Annotated in this window: 15 protein-coding genes; 7 read left to right on the plus strand and 8 right to left on the minus strand. The window is 36.2% G+C overall.

Annotated elements, in window-relative coordinates; translation table 11 throughout:
- Positions 1 to 63: 63 nt before the first annotated feature.
- Complete coding sequence (locus tag ACFQ13_RS09295) at positions 64 to 3,480, minus strand: methylmalonyl-CoA mutase family protein (protein WP_386116554.1); 3,417 nt, start codon at positions 3,478 to 3,480, stop codon at positions 64 to 66.
- 145 nt (positions 3,481 to 3,625) lie between these two features.
- Between ACFQ13_RS09295 and purU the strand changes: the two genes are divergently transcribed.
- From purU to ACFQ13_RS09310, 3 genes are all read left to right on the plus strand, one after another.
- Positions 3,626 to 4,480 (plus strand): formyltetrahydrofolate deformylase, encoded by an 855-nt coding sequence (purU, locus tag ACFQ13_RS09300; protein WP_386116557.1) that lies wholly within the window; start codon positions 3,626 to 3,628, stop codon positions 4,478 to 4,480.
- A 125-nt stretch (positions 4,481 to 4,605) separates the two neighbouring features.
- Positions 4,606 to 5,316 (plus strand): DUF4197 domain-containing protein, encoded by a 711-nt coding sequence (locus ACFQ13_RS09305; RefSeq protein WP_386116559.1) that lies wholly within the window; start codon positions 4,606 to 4,608, stop codon positions 5,314 to 5,316.
- A gap of 98 nt (positions 5,317 to 5,414) precedes the next feature.
- Positions 5,415 to 5,612, plus strand: a complete 198-nt coding sequence (locus ACFQ13_RS09310; protein WP_386116561.1) for a Lacal_2735 family protein — start codon at positions 5,415 to 5,417, stop codon at positions 5,610 to 5,612.
- Positions 5,613 to 5,782: 170 nt separating this feature from the next.
- Here the strand turns inward: ACFQ13_RS09310 and ACFQ13_RS09315 are convergent, their stop codons facing one another.
- From ACFQ13_RS09315 to prfA, 3 genes are read right to left on the minus strand one after another with little or no spacing between them, the layout of a single operon-like run.
- The gene (locus tag ACFQ13_RS09315; protein WP_386116562.1) at positions 5,783 to 6,562 is read right to left on the minus strand and encodes an ABC transporter substrate-binding protein; all 780 of its coding nucleotides are present in this window, start codon (positions 6,560 to 6,562) and stop codon (positions 5,783 to 5,785) included.
- Between the two features lie 33 nt (positions 6,563 to 6,595).
- Positions 6,596 to 7,411 (minus strand): orotidine-5'-phosphate decarboxylase, encoded by an 816-nt coding sequence (gene pyrF, locus ACFQ13_RS09320; protein ID WP_386116565.1) that lies wholly within the window; start codon positions 7,409 to 7,411, stop codon positions 6,596 to 6,598.
- A gap of 35 nt (positions 7,412 to 7,446) precedes the next feature.
- The gene (gene prfA / locus ACFQ13_RS09325) at positions 7,447 to 8,523 is read right to left on the minus strand and encodes a peptide chain release factor 1 (protein WP_386116567.1); all 1,077 of its coding nucleotides are present in this window, start codon (positions 8,521 to 8,523) and stop codon (positions 7,447 to 7,449) included.
- Positions 8,524 to 8,641: 118 nt separating this feature from the next.
- Here prfA and ACFQ13_RS09330 point away from each other — a divergent pair, with 118 nt between their 5' ends.
- Both ACFQ13_RS09330 and ACFQ13_RS09335 read left to right on the plus strand, forming a co-directional pair.
- A complete protein-coding gene (locus ACFQ13_RS09330) occupies positions 8,642 to 8,929 on the plus strand; it encodes a hypothetical protein (RefSeq protein ID WP_386116570.1) in 288 nt (95 codons plus the stop codon).
- Between the two features lie 14 nt (positions 8,930 to 8,943).
- Complete coding sequence (locus tag ACFQ13_RS09335) at positions 8,944 to 9,588, plus strand: ATP-binding cassette domain-containing protein (RefSeq protein WP_386116573.1); 645 nt, start codon at positions 8,944 to 8,946, stop codon at positions 9,586 to 9,588.
- On the opposite strand, the gene ACFQ13_RS09340 is transcribed toward ACFQ13_RS09335, so the two are convergent.
- The 3 genes from ACFQ13_RS09340 to ACFQ13_RS09350 form a co-directional block, all read right to left on the minus strand.
- A complete protein-coding gene (locus tag ACFQ13_RS09340) occupies positions 9,583 to 10,587 on the minus strand; it encodes a DUF3078 domain-containing protein (protein ID WP_386116576.1) in 1,005 nt (334 codons plus the stop codon). The two genes, ACFQ13_RS09335 and ACFQ13_RS09340, sit on opposite strands and share 6 nt — an antisense overlap.
- Positions 10,588 to 10,597: 10 nt before the next feature.
- The gene (locus tag ACFQ13_RS09345) at positions 10,598 to 11,776 is read right to left on the minus strand and encodes an AIR synthase related protein (protein ID WP_114308751.1); all 1,179 of its coding nucleotides are present in this window, start codon (positions 11,774 to 11,776) and stop codon (positions 10,598 to 10,600) included.
- Positions 11,777 to 12,392: 616 nt separating this feature from the next.
- A complete protein-coding gene (locus ACFQ13_RS09350) occupies positions 12,393 to 14,579 on the minus strand; it encodes a glutamine synthetase III family protein (protein ID WP_386116578.1) in 2,187 nt (728 codons plus the stop codon).
- 174 nt (positions 14,580 to 14,753) lie between these two features.
- Between ACFQ13_RS09350 and ACFQ13_RS09355 the strand changes: the two genes are divergently transcribed.
- A complete protein-coding gene (locus ACFQ13_RS09355; protein WP_114308749.1) occupies positions 14,754 to 15,773 on the plus strand; it encodes a glutamine synthetase beta-grasp domain-containing protein in 1,020 nt (339 codons plus the stop codon).
- A 570-nt stretch (positions 15,774 to 16,343) separates the two neighbouring features.
- The gene (locus tag ACFQ13_RS09360) at positions 16,344 to 18,176 is read left to right on the plus strand and encodes a T9SS type A sorting domain-containing protein (protein WP_386116579.1); all 1,833 of its coding nucleotides are present in this window, start codon (positions 16,344 to 16,346) and stop codon (positions 18,174 to 18,176) included.
- Positions 18,177 to 18,328: 152 nt separating this feature from the next.
- Here the strand turns inward: ACFQ13_RS09360 and ACFQ13_RS09365 are convergent, their stop codons facing one another.
- On the minus strand, positions 18,329 to 19,279 hold the full coding sequence (locus ACFQ13_RS09365; RefSeq protein WP_114308747.1) for a calcium/sodium antiporter: 951 nt from the start codon (positions 19,277 to 19,279) through the stop codon (positions 18,329 to 18,331).
- Between the last annotated feature and the right edge of the window lie 182 nt (positions 19,280 to 19,461).

The raw sequence follows: 19,461 nt of genomic DNA on the forward strand, positions 1-19,461 counted from the left end.
TGTATTGGTTTTTATAATCGCTGATGTATAGCGTTGTTATACAAACCGTATTCCATCTCATGGCTACATATTTCTTCGGTATTGTCCACCAACCTCAAATAAAGCTGAAGTAATTTGACCTAATGAACACACTTTACAAACTTCCATTAAGGCTTCAAAAATATTTTCATTATTAATGGCCTTACGTTGTAATTCGCTTAACAAAGCGTCGGTTTGATGTGCGCTATGCAAGTTCTCTAAGGTTTTAATTTGAAACTGCTTTTCTTCCTCAGTTGCTCTAATCACCTCAGCGGGTTGCACCGTTGGAGACCCTTTACTGCTTAAGAACGTATTCACACCAATAATTGGAAACTGTCCGTTGTGTTTTAAGGTTTCATAATAAAGACTTTCTTCTTGAATCTTACTGCGCTGGTACATGGTTTCCATAGCACCTAACACACCACCACGTTCTGTAATACGATCAAATTCTAGAAGTACAGCCTCTTCAACAAGATCCGTAAGCTCTTCAATAATAAAAGAACCTTGAATTGGATTTTCATTTTTAGCTAAACCTAATTCCTTATTAATGATTAACTGAATAGCCATAGCTCTACGCACCGACTCTTCCGTTGGAGTTGTAATCGCCTCATCGTAAGCATTAGTATGCAATGAGTTACAGTTATCATAAATAGCATACAACGCTTGAAGCGACGTACGAATATCATTAAAATCAATTTCTTGGGCATGCAAACTACGTCCTGAAGTCTGAATATGATATTTTAGCATTTGCGCTCTGGCATTAGCCCCATACTTATGCTTCATAGCCTTAGCCCAAATTTTACGAGCGACACGACCAATAACGGCGTATTCCGGATCAATACCGTTAGAAAAGAAAAAGGATAAGTTAGGTCCGAATTTATTAATATCCATCCCTCGACTTAAATAGTACTCTACATAGGTAAATCCATTAGATAAAGTTAAGGCCAATTGCGTTATAGGATTTGCCCCTGCTTCTGCAATATGATATCCTGAAATAGATACCGAATAGAAATTACGAACATTATTTTCAATAAAGTATTCCTGTACATCACCCATTAAACGCAATGCAAATTCCGTAGAAAAGATACAGGTATTTTGCGCCTGATCTTCTTTTAAAATATCGGCTTGAACGGTACCTCTAACTTGAGCAATGGTGGTCTTTTTAATTTCGGCATACACCTCAGCTGGGAGCACTTGATCTCCAGTAACCCCTAAAAGCATTAAGCCTAAGCCATTATTACCTTCTGGTAAAGCACCATTATATTTTGGACGTTCTTTATTCTTATAAATTTCTGCGATTTTAGCTTCAATTTCACGTTCTAGACCTTGTTCTTTTATGTATTTTTCACATTGCTGATCAATAGCTGCATTCATAAAAAAGCCTAATAACATAGGCGCAGGACCATTAATGGTCATACTAACCGAGGTCATTACGTGGGCCAAATCAAAACCAGAGTATAATTTTTTAGCATCGTCTAAACAACAAATAGACACCCCAGCATTTCCTATTTTACCATAAATATCAGGTCGTAAATCGGGATCATTACCGTAAAGCGTTACACTATCAAAGGCTGTAGACAAACGTTTAGCGGGTAAGCCCATACTTACATAGTGAAAACGTTTATTGGTACGTTCTGGTCCACCTTCTCCAGCAAACATTCTAGCCGGATCTTCTCCGGTTCTTTTAAATGGATATAATCCTGAGGTATATGGAAATTCTCCTGGTACATTTTCTTGTAAACACCATCTTAAAATATCACCCCAAGCCTGGTACTTTGGCAAAGCCACTTTTGGTATTTGACTGTGTGATAAAGAAGTGGTGTGCGTTTCAATCTCGATCGTTTTTTCACGAACTTTAAAACTATAAATTGGCGCTTTATAACGATTTACTTTTTCTTCCCAACCGGTAATAACTTCCCAGTTATAAGGATCAAGGTTAAGCTTTACGCGATCAAATTCAGCAATAAGCATTTTTACAAAACCCTCATTATCTGACGCGCTAGAATTTAAAGATTCTGCGGCGATACCCGATTTATCTAATTCTGGTGTTAACTCGCAAACCGAGGCAATCGTTTTATAAATACCGTATAATTTCTGAGCCACTTCTACTTGGGCTACTGCTGTTTTATCGTAAGCACGGTTGCTTTCTGCAATTTCAGATAAATAACGGGTACGAGAAGGAGGAATTACAAAAATCTTCTCGCTCATTTCTTGTGAAATTTCGAACGTAGATTTTAATTCTGAATTGGCCTTTTCTACTAAGGTATCCATGATTGCTTTATAAAGCGTATTCATTCCCGGATCGTTAAACTGAGAGGCAATGGTACCGTAAACGGGCAGGTCTTCTTGCGGGATATCCCAAAGATTATTATTACGCATATATTGTTTTTTAACATCGCGTAAGGCATCTAAAGATCCACGTTTATCAAATTTATTGATAGCTACCAAATCGGCAAAATCGAGCATATCAATTTTTTCAAGTTGTGTTGCAGCCCCAAATTCTGGCGTCATAACATATAAGGCCACATCCGAATGTTCAATAATCTCGGTATCTGACTGTCCAATCCCTGAGGTTTCTAAGATAATTAAATCGTACTCGGCAGCTTTAAGCACCTCTACCGCTTCATTCACATATTTAGACAAGGCTAAGTTAGATTGACGTGTTGCCAAACTACGCATGTATACACGCGGTGAATTAATAGCATTCATTCGGATTCGGTCGCCTAAAAGCGCGCCTCCTGTTTTTCGTTTTGACGGATCTACAGAAACTAAACCAACGGTTTTATCCGGAAAATCGATTAAGAAACGACGAACAAGTTCATCCACTAAAGACGATTTACCTGCACCACCAGTTCCTGTAATTCCTAATACCGGCGTTTTTGAATTTTTATTTTTCTCATGAATGGTTTCAAGGGCTGTTTTAGCCACGTCAGGAAAGTTCTCAGCCGAAGAAATTAATCGTGCAATAGCTTTAGGATCTTTTTGAGTTAAGGTATTCACTTCATCATGAAGCTCCTCCCCAATGGCGTAATCCGATAACTGCACCAAATCATTAATCATCCCTTGTAAGCCCAAACTGCGCCCGTCATCTGGAGAATAGATTCTTGTGATTCCATAATCCATAAGTTCTTTAATTTCTTCTGGAAGGATAACACCACCTCCACCACCGAAGATTTTAATATGTCCGGCTCCTTTTTCCTTAAGCAAGTCGTACATATACTTAAAATATTCAGTATGCCCGCCTTGATAAGAGGTTAAGGCAATAGCATTGGCATCTTCTTGTATGGCCGTATTTACCACTTCTTCAACACTGCGATCGTGACCCAAATGAATCACTTCTACGCCTGTAGATTGAATTATACGACGCATAATATTTATAGCAGCATCATGCCCATCAAAGAGGGATGCAGCGGTGACTATGCGGACTTTATATTTTGGTTTGTAAGGTGCAACTTGTTCCATTCGTAAAATTATAGCTTATATGAGCAACAAATTTAAGGAATATTCAAAAAAATTTAGCATCAATTAATAAATATCTAAAACTTATCAAAAAACGCTAAAGCATTCAATTTTAACTACTTTTATCTCTTCAACCAATATTAATTTTATGCAGAAAATTACCTTACTCATAAATTGTGAAGATCAGCCCAATATCATTGCAGGCATCACCACCTTTATGGCTTCTAATGGCGGAAACATTGTTTATATTGACCAATATGTTGATAGAGAGCAAAATATATTCTTTATGCGTCTAGAAAGTGAATTTACGTCTCGTGATTTTTCCGTAGAGGCCTTTAAAACTGTATTTAAGGATGCCCTTGTTGATAAATTTAGTTTGAAATGGCGGATGTATGCGGCTGAAAAAAAGCCCAAAATGGCCCTCTTTGTTTCTAAATACGACCACTGTCTTTACGATATTTTAGGACGCTATAATTCCGGAGAACTCTTCTTGGAAATTCCTTTTATTCTAAGTAATCATTTGGACTTAAAGCCAATTGCCGACAGTTTTAATATTCCTTTTTATCATGTTCCTGTTACCAAAAGCACTAAACAAGAAGCCGAGAAAAAGCAATTAGAACTTTTAAGCCAACATCAAATTGACTTTATTGTTTTAGCCCGTTATATGCAAATTGTATCTAAAACGCTTATTGATAAGTATCCGAATAAAATTATAAACATTCACCATTCATTCTTACCCGCCTTTGTTGGCGCCAAACCTTATCATTCTGCTTATAAGCGCGGGGTAAAAATTATTGGTTCTACAAGTCACTACATTACAGAAGAGTTAGATGCAGGCCCTATTATAGAACAAAACGTGGCCCAGATAAGCCATAATAATTCTATAAAAGATTTAATTGCGAAGGGACGTGATTTAGAGAAAATTGTACTTTCTAACGCCATAAAACTACATACCATGAGAAAAGTGATGGTGTATAACAATAAAACGATTATTTTCTCTTAAAAAAAGTGACCCTTACCAAATATTAGGGTCTATACTATTATGTTAAACTCCTATTAAGGTTTATTTTTCCACTAGGAATGTTAAAACCTTATAAATTATATTTGACCACTTAAAAAACAAACATTATGATCAAAAAGATTTTAGCCTTATTAATTGCCTTCAATTTCATGGCTTGCGCAGAATTACAACAAGTTGTAGATTCTTTACCACAAGGAACAAGTGATGTTCTTGGAAATGCAGATATCGCTGCAGGATTAAGAGAAGCTTTAGACTTAGGTATTGAAAAACAAGTTTCTAAACTGACTGCAGAAGATGGTTTCTTTAAAAATGAATTGGTAAAAATTGTATTGCCAGAAGAATTACAAAAAGTAGACAGTGCGTTAAGAAAAGTAGGCTTAAGTAGCTTAGCGGATGAAGGTTTAAAGGTCTTAAACAGAGCTGCTGAAGATGCAGTATCTGAAGCGACTCCTATTTTCGTTAATGCGGTTAAGGATATTACTTTTGATGATGCTAAAGATATTTTATTAGGCGATGATAATGCGGCAACGACCTATTTAACCACTAAAACGCAAACAGAGCTTTACGCTAAATTTAAGCCTGTAATCAACAACTCGTTTAGTAAAGTTGGTGCAGATCAAATATGGTCTAACCTTATTACAAAATACAACAACCTTCCGCTTACAAATAATGTGAATCCTGATTTAACGGATTACGTAACTACAGAAGCTCTTGAAGGTGTTTATACCATGATTGCTGTTGAGGAATTAGAAATTAGAAATTCAGTAGCATCTCGTTCTACAGATTTATTAAAGAAGGTATTTGCCTTACAAGACTAATTACTGATTAGTTAAAAATTTTGTATTTTTTCCATATAAAATTCAAAAGTTCTAGCTAAATTTTAGTAATTTAATATCCTAATTATTAAAATTTAGCCGTGAACTATTCAAACCGACTTCTAAAAAAAAGATCCAAGCTTAAAAAAAAGTACCGGCAACTTATTGAGGACGCATACAATTTTAGGCAAAGCGATCATGCTTTGAGTGACTTTTCAGAATACAAAGCCACAAAAGTACTTCACAAAATTAATAAGTTAGAATTTGTGGTTAGAGACCGCAGATCCCTTATGTCATGACACCTTAGGTATTAAGCTACATTTAATCATTAGCTAACGTTATCGTAACCTCTACAAGGTATAAAGTTAGCATCTTTGCAAAGCAAAAGTTTGAGATTAGTTAAGTCTTGATACAGTTAGTTTAGAGTAAAGTCGGTATTATAGTTAGGTATCGACTTTTTTTATGCCTTTTAATGAAGACTTTTAAAATAAGTATAGGCTTTTATAAGGCGACTTCCATACCAAGAAAACATTTCGCCATCAACAATTTTTACGGATTTCTCCGGGAATTTTAATTGAAACTCGTCTACATCACTCGTTTTAAAAGGAAAGGGCTCACTAGAGAGGAATATCACATCTGCTGCCTGTAAAGCTGGGTGCTCCAAGTCAATCTCCGGATAACGTTCTTCATGATGAAACGCGTTAGTAAAACCAGCCTCATTGAGCATAACATCAATAAAATTATCTGAAGCTGCCATCATCCAAGGTTTTTTCCAAATAAAATAAGCGGCTTTTAGTTGATCTTCAGTTTTATATTGCAGCTGAAAAGCCTCACGCTCCACTTGAATATCTGCTATTAAATCTTCAGCAGAAGCTGCTACCGAAAAAAGCTCGCCATACATGGTAATTAGCGAAAAGGTATCCTCTAAATTATATATATCACTGATATGAACCGGCGCAATAGCCTCGAGCTCTGCAATCATCTCCTTGGTATTTTCTTCCTTATTACAAAGAATAATATCAGGATTGAGCGCTTTTATTTTATCGAAATGCACCCGTTTAGTACCGCCAACCACAGGTTTTGAGATACAAAGGTGCTTAGGATGCACACAAAATTTAGTCACCCCTACAAGGCGCGCTTCTAAACCTAAGTCTACTAATAATTCCGTTTGAGACGGCACCAAAGAAACAATCCGTCTAGGTGTAGACTCTAGTTGAATTGTTCTTTGTAGCTGATCTTTAAAGGTCATAAACTTAGGTTTAACGCAACACTTAAGGCTGAATTAACGTGTCAATTCGGCTTGCATTTGCTTTTGAAGCTCCTCTGCCTTTTGAGCAGCAGCACTTGCAAAATTAACATCTTGTGACGCATAAATAATCCCTCTTGAAGAATTAATAAGTAAACCTACCGTATCTGTAATTCCGTATTTACACACCTCTTGAAGGTTACCACCTTGAGCACCTACTCCAGGCACTAATAAAAAGGCTTTAGGAATAATCTTTCTGATATCGGCTAAATACTCGGCTTTAGTAGCCCCAACAACGTACATTAAATTTTCAGAATTCTCCCATGATTTAGAGGTCTCTAGAACTTGCTTATACAATTCTACGCCATCAACATACTTGGTCTGAAAATCAAAAGCCCCTTGGTTAGAGGTTAAGGCTAATAAAATGGTATGCTTATCTTTAAAAGCTAAAAAGGGCTCTACAGAATCTTTACCCATATAAGGCGCAATGGTGACACTATCAAAGCCTAAATCTTCGAAAAAAGCTTTAGCATACATGGTACTAGTGTTCCCTATATCGCCACGTTTGGCATCTGCAATGGTATAGATCTCCGGATGCTTTTCATTAAGGTAATTAATCGTTTTTTCTAAAGCTTTCCACCCCTTTATTCCATAAGCTTCATAAAAAGCCGTGTTAGGTTTATAGGCCACACATAAATGGTGTGTAGCATCAATGATGGCTTTATTAAAGGCGAAAATAGGATCTTCTTCCTCTAATAAATGTTTTGGGATTTTATTTAAATCGACATCGAGTCCAATACAAAGAAAAGACTGTTTTTTATGGATTTGCTCTACTAGTTGTTGTGTTGTCATAGTATAAAAAAAGCCTCTAAAAAAGAGGCTTCAATTTAAATGGTATCATCGTTAGCCTTTAATAACTCTGTATTTTCAGCTAACATTAATTCGTCTATTATTTTTTGAATATCACCGTTAATGATATTTGATAAATCGTAAAGGGTTAAACCAATTCTATGGTCTGTAACTCGGCCTTGCGGATAATTATAGGTTCTAATTTTTGCAGATCTATCACCAGAACTCACCATACTCTTACGTTTCTCTGAATCGGCAGCTTGTTGTTTTGCTAATTCTAAATCGTATAAACGCGAACGTAATACTTTGATAGCTTTTTCTAAGTTTTTATGTGATGATTTCTGATCCTGACAACTTACAATCATTCCCGTAGGTTCGTGGTGTAATTTAATGGCAGAATACGTGGTATTTACGGATTGCCCTCCAGGACCTGTAGATGTAGTACGTTCTATACGCACTTCTGTCATGTCTAATTCATAGTCAAACTCCTCGGCTTCTGGCAATACCATTACGGTTGCTGCACTGGTATGCACACGCCCTTGAGTTTCTGTTTGTGGCACACGTTGTACACGGTGTACACCGGCTTCAAACTTTAAGCTTCCGTAAACATCTTCTCCTGAGACTTCAAAAATAATTTCTTTAAATCCACCAGACGTTCCATCACTCTGACTTACAACATCAACTTTCCAGCCTTTGTCGCTACAGTATTTGGTATACATACGGTATAAATCACCCGCAAAAATACTAGCTTCGTCTCCACCGGTACCGGCTCTCACCTCTACTACAACATTCTTAGCATCGTCTGGATCTTTAGGAATAAGCATAAAACGAATCTCTTCTTCTAGCTTTTCAATAGTTTCCTTAGACTCTTCAAGTTGCATTTTTGCCATTTCAACCATTTCGGCATCAGAACCATCAGCAATAATTTCTTCGGCTTCAGATACATTTTCTAAGGCTTCACTGTAAATGGCACCTTTGTCTACGATAAGCTTAAGGTCTTTGTATTCTTTCATCAGCTTGGTATAACGCTGCTGATCTGATATAATATCGGGTTGGATAATAAGGTCATTCACCTCATCAAACCGTTGTTTTATAATCTGGATTTTCTCTAACATCTCTCTTCAAAAATTATCGTTCAAAAATACGATAAATTATGGATTTTGAAACCTTGGTTTTCAGTACATTTTAACTTTAAAAGAATAAATCACTAAAAAATTACGTTTAAGAAATGTTATGTATAAATTTTTAGCCATACTCAGCTTTTATAAATCTTTTGCCACGTGGTCTTTTATCGTGACTATTTTCATTGCCCTTTTTACACCTCAACTTATACCGGCTACCTGCATAAAATTCTTCTTAACCTTGTTTGCTTGGTATTACACTAGTGAAACTTCAGAAAAACGAAAATTAACACTGTATAAAAATCTAGGAATCTCCTCGCTAACCCTCTTCTCTACCCTCTTTATTGTAGACCTAATTCTTACATTTTTATTCTTGACTTTATTCACCGAATTTGTTTAAACCCCACCGCTATTTTGATATTTGAACTAGATAACGTAGAACTTTATTTTAAAAGCCATCGTGTCTTAAATGGGATTTACTTAAAAGGTGAAACAGGAAAAGTCACTGGTTTATTAGGCAGAAATGGAAGTGGAAAAAGTAGTCTTATGGATATTGCTTTTGGGATCTTAAAACCTAAATACATGCTTATCCGTTTAAATAACAAACCCCTACAACAACCACTCTATAAGTTGAAAATTGCCAAATATATGCCTCAGTACAACTTTATTCCAAGTTCTATGAAGGTGGCATTTGCATTTCAACTTTATCAGGTAGACTGGCAAGCATTCGTCACCTTATTTAATAATTTTGAAGCCTACAAAAATTTAAGATTTAAGGGATTATCAGGTGGAGAAAGGCGACTTATTGAAGTTTACTTAAGCTTAAAAACAGAAAGTAAAATTACACTACTCGACGAGCCCTTTTCACATTTGGCCCCACTTTATATTGAAAAAATTAAAGCTTTAATTTTAGAAGAGAAAAAGCATAAAATAATTATAATTTCAGATCACTTATACCCACACATTTTGGACATTTCTGACACCCTATATCTTCTAAAAAATGGAACTACAAAACTAATCAACCAGCTCACAGAACTTGAAGACTACGGGTATTTATGATGAAGCTTCGCTTTTAATAAGGTTGTCTAAATCTACAACAACTCCAACACCTAATATTTGTTTCCACTGTAATTTTGGTCCTACAATAACCTGCTCTTCGTTTGTAATTTCATTAGTTTCTACTTCAACCTTAATATCGTCATCATATCTTAGATGTGAGCCCAATGTCGCTTTTACATACCTATTCACCTTCATATCAAAGTTAACCTCCCATTCAATATCAACGTTACCAAAACTATTGATATAATCGGTATAAAGCTTTAAAAGACTTGTAACATTAATGTTTTCAAAAAGATCTTGCTCATATTGGCTGGTCAGTAAAATCCCTAATTCTTGACGAAACTGTTTGCCTTCTCTTAAAATATTTCCTTCTAAATCGTAAATAGCAGGATCTACCCCAAAGGCTCCTTTATTAGCTAAATCGTCATCAAGAACAAAGGTTGTTTTTAAAGTAAAAGGTGAAGCGTAGAATGACAAGCGATCTATAAAACGACCATATTCCATACCAACACCAAAAAACATATAGCCTGGTGCTAAAAATTTAGAAATAGCCTCATCTCTATCTGGGTAATTAAACCCTTTTGCTAACTGGGTATTAAAACTAAACTTAGACGAATAAAACCAGTTGCTTTGCGGATCTTTCTCTAATCCAATATTAGAAATCACCTCAATAACATCTTCAGTTTTTCTTACATTATAGTCTTCTTGTTTATTTAATCCGTAGCGGATATTAAAATTAGAATTCCAATACCATTTTTCTTGTTTATACTTTGCTTCTGCCTTTGCCGTTACAATTCCGGAAATAGAATTGGATCCCCCAGCATTCCAATTGGTAAAGGATACTTGGTTTAAACTTAGACCTATTTCTTTCTTTGTTTTCCACCCTAACGCAATAGGCTCTTCCTTTTTCTTTTGAAAGAATAAGGAATTAGGTTGTGCTGAAAGCAACGCAGAACATAATACAAATACACTAAATAAGAACCACGAATAATTTTTCATGTAAACAACATTAATAAGTAAAGGTCCCGTAAGTACTCTCTATTGTTAACTTCTTTTCGCTAGAAGCTTCAACTCTACCTATAATTTTTGCATCAACATTAAAAGATTTAGAAATCTCAATAATCGCATCTGCAACATCAGGCTTAACGTACAGTTCCATACGATGACCACAGTTAAAGACTTGGTACATTTCTTTCCAATCGGTTTTCGATTGTTCTTGAATGAGTTTAAATAACGGCGGAACTTCGAACATATTATCTTTTATGATATGAAGTTCATCAATAAAATGAAGAATCTTGGTCTGGGCACCACCGCTACAGTGTACCATACCATGAACAGATGTGCTATCGTAGGTATTTAAAATGGCTTTTATAATAGGCGCGTAAGTTCGTGTTGGTGATAATACTAATTTTCCGGCGTCAATAGGCGCATCTTCAACAGCATCGGTAAGTTGAGTACCTCCAGAATACACTAAATCTTCTGGTACAGCAGCATCAAAACTTTCTGGATATTTTTCAGCTAAATATTTAGAGAAAACATCGTGTCTTGCAGAGGTCAATCCATTACTTCCCATTCCACCATTATATTCGGTTTCGTAAGAGGCTTGTCCAAACGACTCTAAACCAACAATAACATCACCTGCAGCGATATTAGCATTATCAATAACATCGGATCGCTTAAGACGTGCTGTTACTGTAGAATCTACAATAATAGTTCTTACTAAATCTCCGACATCTGCCGTTTCACCACCTGTAGAATGAATAGTCACTCCAAAAGATTTTAAATCTTCTATTAACTCTTCAGTTCCATTAATAATTGCAGAAATTACTTCTCCTGGAATAAGGTTTTTATTTCTACCAATTGTTGAAGACAACATAATATGATCTGTGGCTCCGACACAAAGTAAATCGTCAATATTCATTATTAACGCATCTTGAGCAATACCTTTCCATACTGAAAGATCACCTGTTTCTTTCCAATACATGTAGGCTAAAGACGATTTTGTCCCCGCGCCATCAGCATGCATGATAAGGCAGTAATCTGAATCATTAGTTAAATAATCTGGAACTATTTTACAAAACGCTTTAGGAAATAAGCCTTTATCAATATTCTTTATCGCATTATGAACGTCCTCTTTAGATGCAGAGACTCCTCTTTGCGCATATCTTTTACTCACCGAATTACTCATTGTTGGTTTATTTGTGTTGGTGTTGCAAAAATAAGGATTGCGTTTAATTATAAGGAAAGATTCGGTTGGAATTATCTCAAACTGCTTTTTTCGTCTTAAACGTTGTTTTAAAATTCTAAAAGCAAGCCTATAAATCGCTTAGAAGAAAAGCATTTAAAACAGACACAAAAAAAAAGATAAAATTCAATATTGAATTTTATCTTTTTTTATCTACGGTAAAGGTTTACCGCAACACTTTAACGTCGCTTAGTGCCTAAGATCTAATGGTAAGTTCAATTGAACGCTTACCACTTCATCTGCACCAATTTTGTCTAAGTCATTTGAATCATCCTGTGATAGCACTAGGGTCGCGCCAGCAAGAATCACCAAACTTAGTAATAACTTTTTCATTGTACGGGGTATTGATTAATAGCCCTACAAATATACAAAACAAAATCATCGACAAAGTACAGAAGCACAACAATTTAGCATCATTCAAGCGTCTTTTCGACAACTAGATTAAACTTATCGACAAACGGTAAAATCGACTCCATTGCAATTACCTTACATATGGAAAAACGCGTATTTCATCGTTTCCATTTTCTCTAAATACGGTTATCTGCTTTTTTAAAGGCGCTTATTTCGTAAACAAAAGCTCTCTATACTTGGTTAGCGGCCAAACTTCATCATCTACTAAAATCTCTAATTTATCGCAATGGTATCTAATAACATCAAAATACGGTTTTACAGTTTCGCAATAATCCTCTGCTTTTTCCTCTAGATCGTCATGTTTATTAGCTGTTTTACGTGCTTCAGTCATATCTGTTACCGCTGTATTTATGGCTTCAATATGTTCTGAAATCAACTCTATAAGTCCTAACTGTGCTTTAGCGTAGGTTTTAAATTGATCGCCGTAAATACCTTTTAAACCTTGTACATTTTCAATTAAAGTATTTTGATACCTAATAGCCGTTGGAACAATATGATTTCTTGCGAGATCTCCTACCACACGACTTTCAATTTGAATATGATAGATATAGTCTTCCAATTCAATTTCATAACGCGCCATAGACTCTACGTCATTCATCACCCCAAGACTATCAAAAAGTGCGATGGTGGACTTTGCCTTCTTAATCTTAAGGGCTTGCGGTGTTGTCTTATTATTACTTAACCCACGTTTTTTAGCTTCCTTCTCCCAATCTTCACTATACCCATTACCTTCAAAAAGAATCGCCTTCGATGTTTTAATATATTCCCGAAGCACATTAAAAATGGCATCATCTTTCTTCATACCCTTGTCTTCAATAAGCGCATCGACCTCTTCTTTAAAATCCATAAGTTGTTTTGCCACTACGGTGTTTAAAACCGTCATTGGCTTAGCACAATTGGCCGTTGACCCCACAGCTCTAAATTCAAATTTATTTCCTGTAAAGGCGAAAGAAGAGGTTCTATTTCGGTCTGTATTATCCAATAAAATTTCAGGAATCTTACCAACAACATTCAGTTTTAAATCAGTTTTCTCCTTAGGCGATAATTTACCTTTGGTAACGGTTTCTAATTCGTTTAAAACCTTAGTTAACTGCGCCCCAATAAATACCGAAATAATGGCTGGTGGCGCCTCATTTGCTCCTAAACGATGGTCATTACTTGCCGAGGCAATCGCAGCTCTAATTAATTCTTCATGAGTCTGAACTGCTTTTATGGTATTCACAAAAAAGGTTAAGAACTGAAGATTACTCATTGGTGTTTTACCTGGCGACAATAAGTTAACACCGGTATTGGTACTAAGACTCCAATTGTTGTGTTTCCCGGATCCGTTAACCCCAGCAAATGGTTTTTCGTGCATGAGCACTGTAAAATTATGACGCTTGGCTATTTTTTGCATAATATCCATTAAAAGGGAATTATGATCTACTGCCAAATTAGCTTCTTCAAAAATAGGTGCGAGCTCAAATTGATTAGGCGCAACCTCATTATGACGAGTTTTCACAGGAATTCCTAACAACATACTCTCATGCTCTAAATCGCGCATATAAGCCATTGCTCGTGCGGGAATCGATCCAAAATAATGATCATCTAACTGCTGTCCTTTTGCTGGTGAGTGTCCAAAAACCGTACGGCCTGTAAGCTGAATATCGGGACGCGAAAGCGCCAAAGCAGAATCGATTAAAAAATACTCTTGCTCCCAGCCCAAAGAGGCATTTACTTTTTTTACATTTTTATCAAAATATTTACAAACTGCAACAGCGGCATTATCCACGGCTTGCAAGGCTCTTAATAAAGGCGTTTTAAAATCTAAAGCTTCACCGGTATAGGAAACAAAGACTGTTGGTATACACAAGGTTTTATCGTAAATAAAGGCCGGCGAAGTTGGGTCCCAAGCTGTATATCCTCTGGCTTCAAACGTATTTCTTATCCCACCATTAGGAAAACTAGATGCATCAGGCTCTTGCTGTACCAATTGGTTACCTCCAAACTTTTCAATTGCTAAACCATCGCCAATGGTTTCAAAAAAAGCATCGTGTTTTTCGGCCGTTGCCCCTGTTAAAGGCTGAAACCAGTGCGTATAGTGCGTAGCCCCTTTAGATATGGCCCATTCCTTCATTCCTGTAGAAATATGATCTGCTACTATTCGATCTATTTTAGTTCCTTTTTCAATGGCTTCAAGCACACTGTTTAAGGCTGTTTTTGTTAAATATTGGCGCATAGACGCCTCATTAAACACATTCTCTCCAAAAATTTCTGAACGTCGTTTTTCCTCATTTATCTTTATAGGCTCTCGCTTTAGAGAGGCTTTTACTGCATGAAATCTAAGTGTTGACATATTATTATTATTTTGAGTTAAAAATACAAATTATTTAAAAATACCCAGCAAAAAATAGGGGTATTGACATTAATTAATACCCTAGAATCTTTAACCCCCTATTTTTTTTGATGCTAACAAAAAAATAGTCATATTTGTAACATTACATAAACAATAACACAACACATATTAATTATGAGTAAATCCAAATTAGAGTATATATGGCTTGATGGTTATAAGCCAACTCAAAACATGAGAAGTAAAACCAAAGTTGAAGATGACTTCAGTGGTAAATTAGAAGATTGTCCAGTTTGGTCTTTTGATGGTTCATCAACACGCCAAGCTTCTGGTGGTGCTTCAGATTGTTTATTAAAACCTGTTGCAATATATCCAGATCCAGCCCGTAAAAATGGGTATTTGGTTATGACAGAAGTTTTAAATGCCGATGGTACGCCTCACGAATCTAATGGTAGAGCGACTATTGAAGATGAAGACAATGATTTCTGGTTTGGTTTCGAGCAAGAATACTTTATAATGGATACCCAAACACAATTACCTTTAGGTTTCCCTATTGGTGGTTATCCTGCGCCACAAGGAATGTATTACTGTTCTGTAGGTGGAAAACATACTCACGGTAGAGATTTAGTTGAAGAGCATGCTGATCTTTGTATTGCTGCTGGTTTAAACTTTGAAGGCATTAACCAAGAGGTTGCTTCTGGTCAGTGGGAATTCCAATTATTTGCTAAAGGTGCTAAGAAAGCTGGTGACGAAATTTGGGTTGCCCGTTACTTATTAGACCGTTTAACTGAGCAATATGGTTACTATATTGAATACCACCCAAAACCATTAGGTAAGGACATGGACTGGAATGGTTCTGGTATGCACGCGAACTTCTCTAACTCTGTTTTAAGAACTTGTGGAAGCCAAGAGACTTACGAAAAAATATGTGAAGCATTTAGACCTGTTGTTAAAGAACACATCGCCGTTTACGGTGAGTTTAACGACCAACGTTTAACTGGTGAGCATGAAACAGCATCTATTGACGATTTCAGTTATGGTGTTTCTGATAGAGGTGCATCAATCCGTATTCCTATTATTACTGTTGAAAAAGGATGGAAAGGTTGGTTAGAAGACAGAAGACCTGCTTCTAATGGTGATCCATATAAAATTGCTGGTAGAATTATTAAAACTGTAAAAAGTGCTAATATTTCTTAAGCCAAGCGCATAAGAATTTTAAAAGGTCGTTTAGATAATTTTCTAAACGACCTTTTTTTGTATTTAAACACCTCCTATATACTAAAGTAGAATACGCCCCCTAATCGTAGTCCTCCACCTTCAACTTAAGCCCTCTGTAAAATGTTGTAAAAATCCCACATACCGTTCATCGAACAGCCGCAAACCAAAAACAACACGCGCTATACTACTTCCTCTCTAAAACGAACGGACTACCAAATCAAGAACCAGAACACTACACCATTCAACTCAAAAACATACAATCTTGATTAACAATTAATTAAAACCATAAAGACAGCACAACAGAAGTAACAAAAACAAGATTAATCTAACAACCGTAAAACGTCGCCTTTACAAAACCATTAAGTATTAAAAATTGCACCTTAAGAAGTATACAGCTCTACCTCAAAGTATTACCTTACGTCGATGAAATTTGTTTTTGGAGGGGAATTCTGTCATTTTATCGAGTATAAAGGACTGTCTTCGCTTTTTTTGGGGGATGATTAAGGACCTCACTAATATTGTAGTGTTATTAATCAAATCTTAATACTTATGAAAAATTTTACGAAGCACCTGCTTCCTATTCTATGTGGAGCTGCTACTTTTATGTCAACCCAAGTATATGCTTTTCAAGAGAGCTGTAATGCGGTTGAAGTTATTGAAACTACACAAGGGTTAAGCTCAAATGGTTCTGCAGTAGCAGCTAGCCGTTCTGATGTTAATGCGGCTTTAGGGATGCCAGACATGTCTAACGCAGCAGGTGGATTTTATTCTTTAGGAATTAACGGAAGCATCACGCTTGCTTTAGGAGGCGCTGTTTACGATAATGCCGGTACTGATATTATTATTTACGAAACTTCATTTTCTGGAGACACATGTGGACGTTCTGATGACGAGCATGCTTTTATTGAATTATCTGAATACGGAGATACTTGGGTATCTTACGGAAACGTTTGTCGTGATGGCCATATTGACATCCATGGTTTAGGCTTAGACTTTGTAACTCAAATAAGAATTACAGACATGAGCACAACGTCAGGAGACGGTTATGATTTAGATGGTATTAACCCTGTAAATGGATGTAAGGAAATACCAGCACGTTATTGCTACGGTGCTACCGTTTCTGACTATACACCAGGACCTAACAGTTCAGGAACAGCATTAGATGTTACAGAACGTATGGATCCAAACCAAGCTTTAGGAACACCAGAAGATGACGATACTATAAACTTCGTTTCTTTAGGTTACGGTGGTGAAATAACCATTGGTTTTGATGGTGTAATCTACAATGAAGCTGGTCCAGATATCGAAGTTATTGAAACTTCATTTGACAATGCGTCTTTCGCAAGTTACCCAGAGTCAGCAGATATTTATGTCACTCAAAACGGAATTGATTTTTACTTAATCGGTTCAGTACTTACTGACGATGGTGGAAACTTAGATATTAGCAACGCACCTGTTGCCTTATCTTACATTACACAAGTAAAAGTTGTAGATACAACACCAAGTGATTCTATCTCTGAAGATGGTTTTGACTTAGACGGAATCATTGCTTTAACAGGATGTAACGAAGCTATCGCTCCAATTCCTGCAGGATGTTACCCAGTAGATTACATGAACTATGTAGAAGGTACAAGACTTAATGGTGGTGTTATTGATGCTATTAGAACTGAAACTCCAGAAAACGTATTAGGAGCTCCTGAAGGAACAGACGAATATGTATTTACAACACTTGGTTACGGTGGTGAAATCACTTTAACCTTTGGTGGAGCAGTTTACAATCAACCAGGTCCTGACTTAGTTGTTGTTGAAACAACATTCCAAAACACATGGGGTTGCGAAACTTACGGAGAGTATGCTGACGTATATGTTTCTGCAGACGACATTAACTACCACTACGCTGGTACAGTATGTAAATCTGACAACGCTATTGACATTTCAGATGCTGGTAATTTTGATTTCATCTACTATGTTAAAATTGTAAACAACAACGAATTATCAACAACTGATGACGCTTACGATCTTGATGGTGTTATTGCAATAGGAACTTGTGTACAGTTTAGCTACCAAGAATATGCAGAGCAATTATACGCTACATTAAGTACAGAAACTTTTACAGCTGATGAATTAGGAATTAGAACTTACCCTAACCCAACAAACACAGTTTCTTACCTTGAGTTTACACCAAAAACTACAGGAAACGTATTAGTAGAAGTATTTGATATTAACGGACGTCGTATGGGCGAAGTTTTCAACGGTGAAGCTTACCCTGGACAAGTATACAAAGCTGAATTTAACGCTAAGAACTTAGCTTCTGGTCTTTACATCTATAAAGTAACAACTGGAAACACAAGCGTTACTAAGAAGTTTGTAGTCAACAAATAATTAAACCGACTTACAACCTAGCTTAAGCTAAAAAAAAGCCTCCTGAACATTGTTCATGAGGCTTTTTACTTTATAAGCGATAGTTATCTTCTACATACTCAAAATCAACAACTAAACCACATCCATTAAAGGCTTATAACGCCCTAATAGATTTAACGTAGTGCAACATATATAAATACCAAATACGCACCAAATAACAGCATCCCTTTAAGGCGTCCCATTTCAAAACGCTTAGGAATTAACATTAGCGGAATTAAAATAGCCGCAAAGCCAATCATCCAAAAGATATTGGTTGATAAAATCTCTGGCGTATTAGGATTTACCTCTATAGGTTTAATCATAGCCGTTAATCCTAAAACAGAAGCAATATTAAAAATATTAGAGCCTATTAAATTTCCTAAAGAAATGGCTTTCTCTTTTTTAAGTGCTGAAATTACCGAGGCCGCTAACTCAGGCACACTCGTTCCTATAGCAATTACAGTCACTGAAATTGCATAATCACTAATCCCGATAGAAAGCGCTAATTGCTCTGCTCCTTCTACTAACCACAACGATCCATAATACAAGCCTAATGCTCCGATAAGCAACCAGATTATAATTTTAAAATTAGAAACCACAGAAAGGGTTTCATCCACCTCCTCTAGGTTTGCTTTAGAAGATTTTCTTGAAGCTCTAATTAAAACCACTAAGAAAATAATTAAAACAAGCATCAAACTAAAACCTTCCCATCCAGAAAGCACTTGGTCATTCTTTAAAAAATAATATAGCGCGAATGATAGCAACATCATCATTGGCCAATTCAACTTATAGAAATCCTTATCCACCGTTAAGGGCGAAATTATTGCGGTTATCCCCAATACCAGACCAATGTTTGCAATATTAGAACCAATAACATTACCTAAAGCAATGTCTGAAACGCCTTCTAAAGCCGCCTGTAAACTCACTAATAACTCTGGAGCCGAAGTCGCAAAAGACACTACCGTCATCCCAATAACTAGCTTTGAAATTTTCAATTTAAAAGATAAGCCTACAGACGCTCTCACTAAAAACTCCCCACCAATTACTAATAACGCTAAACCAGCCAACACCAAAACTATACTCATCCTATATTATTTTATATCATTATCAATGCACGAAGATAATACTTCATTTTCACACTATGCAAAAACTAACCCTTCCTTAAATTAGTCTTCTATTTATTTTTACAGCATCAAAATAGCGCCGCACAAAAAAGCCCTTCAAACTAAACCATGACACAGAAAAGCCAAACTGAGCGAAATCAGTT

The sequence above is a fragment of the Winogradskyella rapida genome (assembly GCF_042675845.1).
Taxonomy (GTDB): domain Bacteria; phylum Bacteroidota; class Bacteroidia; order Flavobacteriales; family Flavobacteriaceae; genus Winogradskyella; species Winogradskyella rapida.

What these genes read in the sequence shown, in the direction of transcription:
- ACFQ13_RS09315 (WP_386116562.1), bottom strand. Translation starts at nt 6,562, where the DNA reads ATGACCTTTAAAGATCAGCTACAAAGAACAATTCAACTAGAGTCTACA.
- ACFQ13_RS09360 (WP_386116579.1), top strand. Translation starts at nt 16,344, where the DNA reads ATGAAAAATTTTACGAAGCACCTGCTTCCTATTCTATGTGGAGCTGCT.
- ACFQ13_RS09350 (WP_386116578.1), bottom strand. Translation starts at nt 14,579, where the DNA reads ATGTCAACACTTAGATTTCATGCAGTAAAAGCCTCTCTAAAGCGAGAG.
- ACFQ13_RS09330 (WP_386116570.1), top strand. Translation starts at nt 8,642, where the DNA reads ATGTATAAATTTTTAGCCATACTCAGCTTTTATAAATCTTTTGCCACG.
- ACFQ13_RS09365 (WP_114308747.1), bottom strand. Translation starts at nt 19,279, where the DNA reads ATGAGTATAGTTTTGGTGTTGGCTGGTTTAGCGTTATTAGTAATTGGT.
- ACFQ13_RS09355 (WP_114308749.1), top strand. Translation starts at nt 14,754, where the DNA reads ATGAGTAAATCCAAATTAGAGTATATATGGCTTGATGGTTATAAGCCA.
- ACFQ13_RS09295 (WP_386116554.1), bottom strand. Translation starts at nt 3,480, where the DNA reads ATGGAACAAGTTGCACCTTACAAACCAAAATATAAAGTCCGCATAGTC.
- purU (WP_386116557.1), top strand. Translation starts at nt 3,626, where the DNA reads ATGCAGAAAATTACCTTACTCATAAATTGTGAAGATCAGCCCAATATC.
- pyrF (WP_386116565.1), bottom strand. Translation starts at nt 7,411, where the DNA reads ATGACAACACAACAACTAGTAGAGCAAATCCATAAAAAACAGTCTTTT.
- ACFQ13_RS09305 (WP_386116559.1), top strand. Translation starts at nt 4,606, where the DNA reads ATGATCAAAAAGATTTTAGCCTTATTAATTGCCTTCAATTTCATGGCT.
- prfA (WP_386116567.1), bottom strand. Translation starts at nt 8,523, where the DNA reads ATGTTAGAGAAAATCCAGATTATAAAACAACGGTTTGATGAGGTGAAT.
- ACFQ13_RS09340 (WP_386116576.1), bottom strand. Translation starts at nt 10,587, where the DNA reads ATGAAAAATTATTCGTGGTTCTTATTTAGTGTATTTGTATTATGTTCT.
- ACFQ13_RS09345 (WP_114308751.1), bottom strand. Translation starts at nt 11,776, where the DNA reads ATGAGTAATTCGGTGAGTAAAAGATATGCGCAAAGAGGAGTCTCTGCA.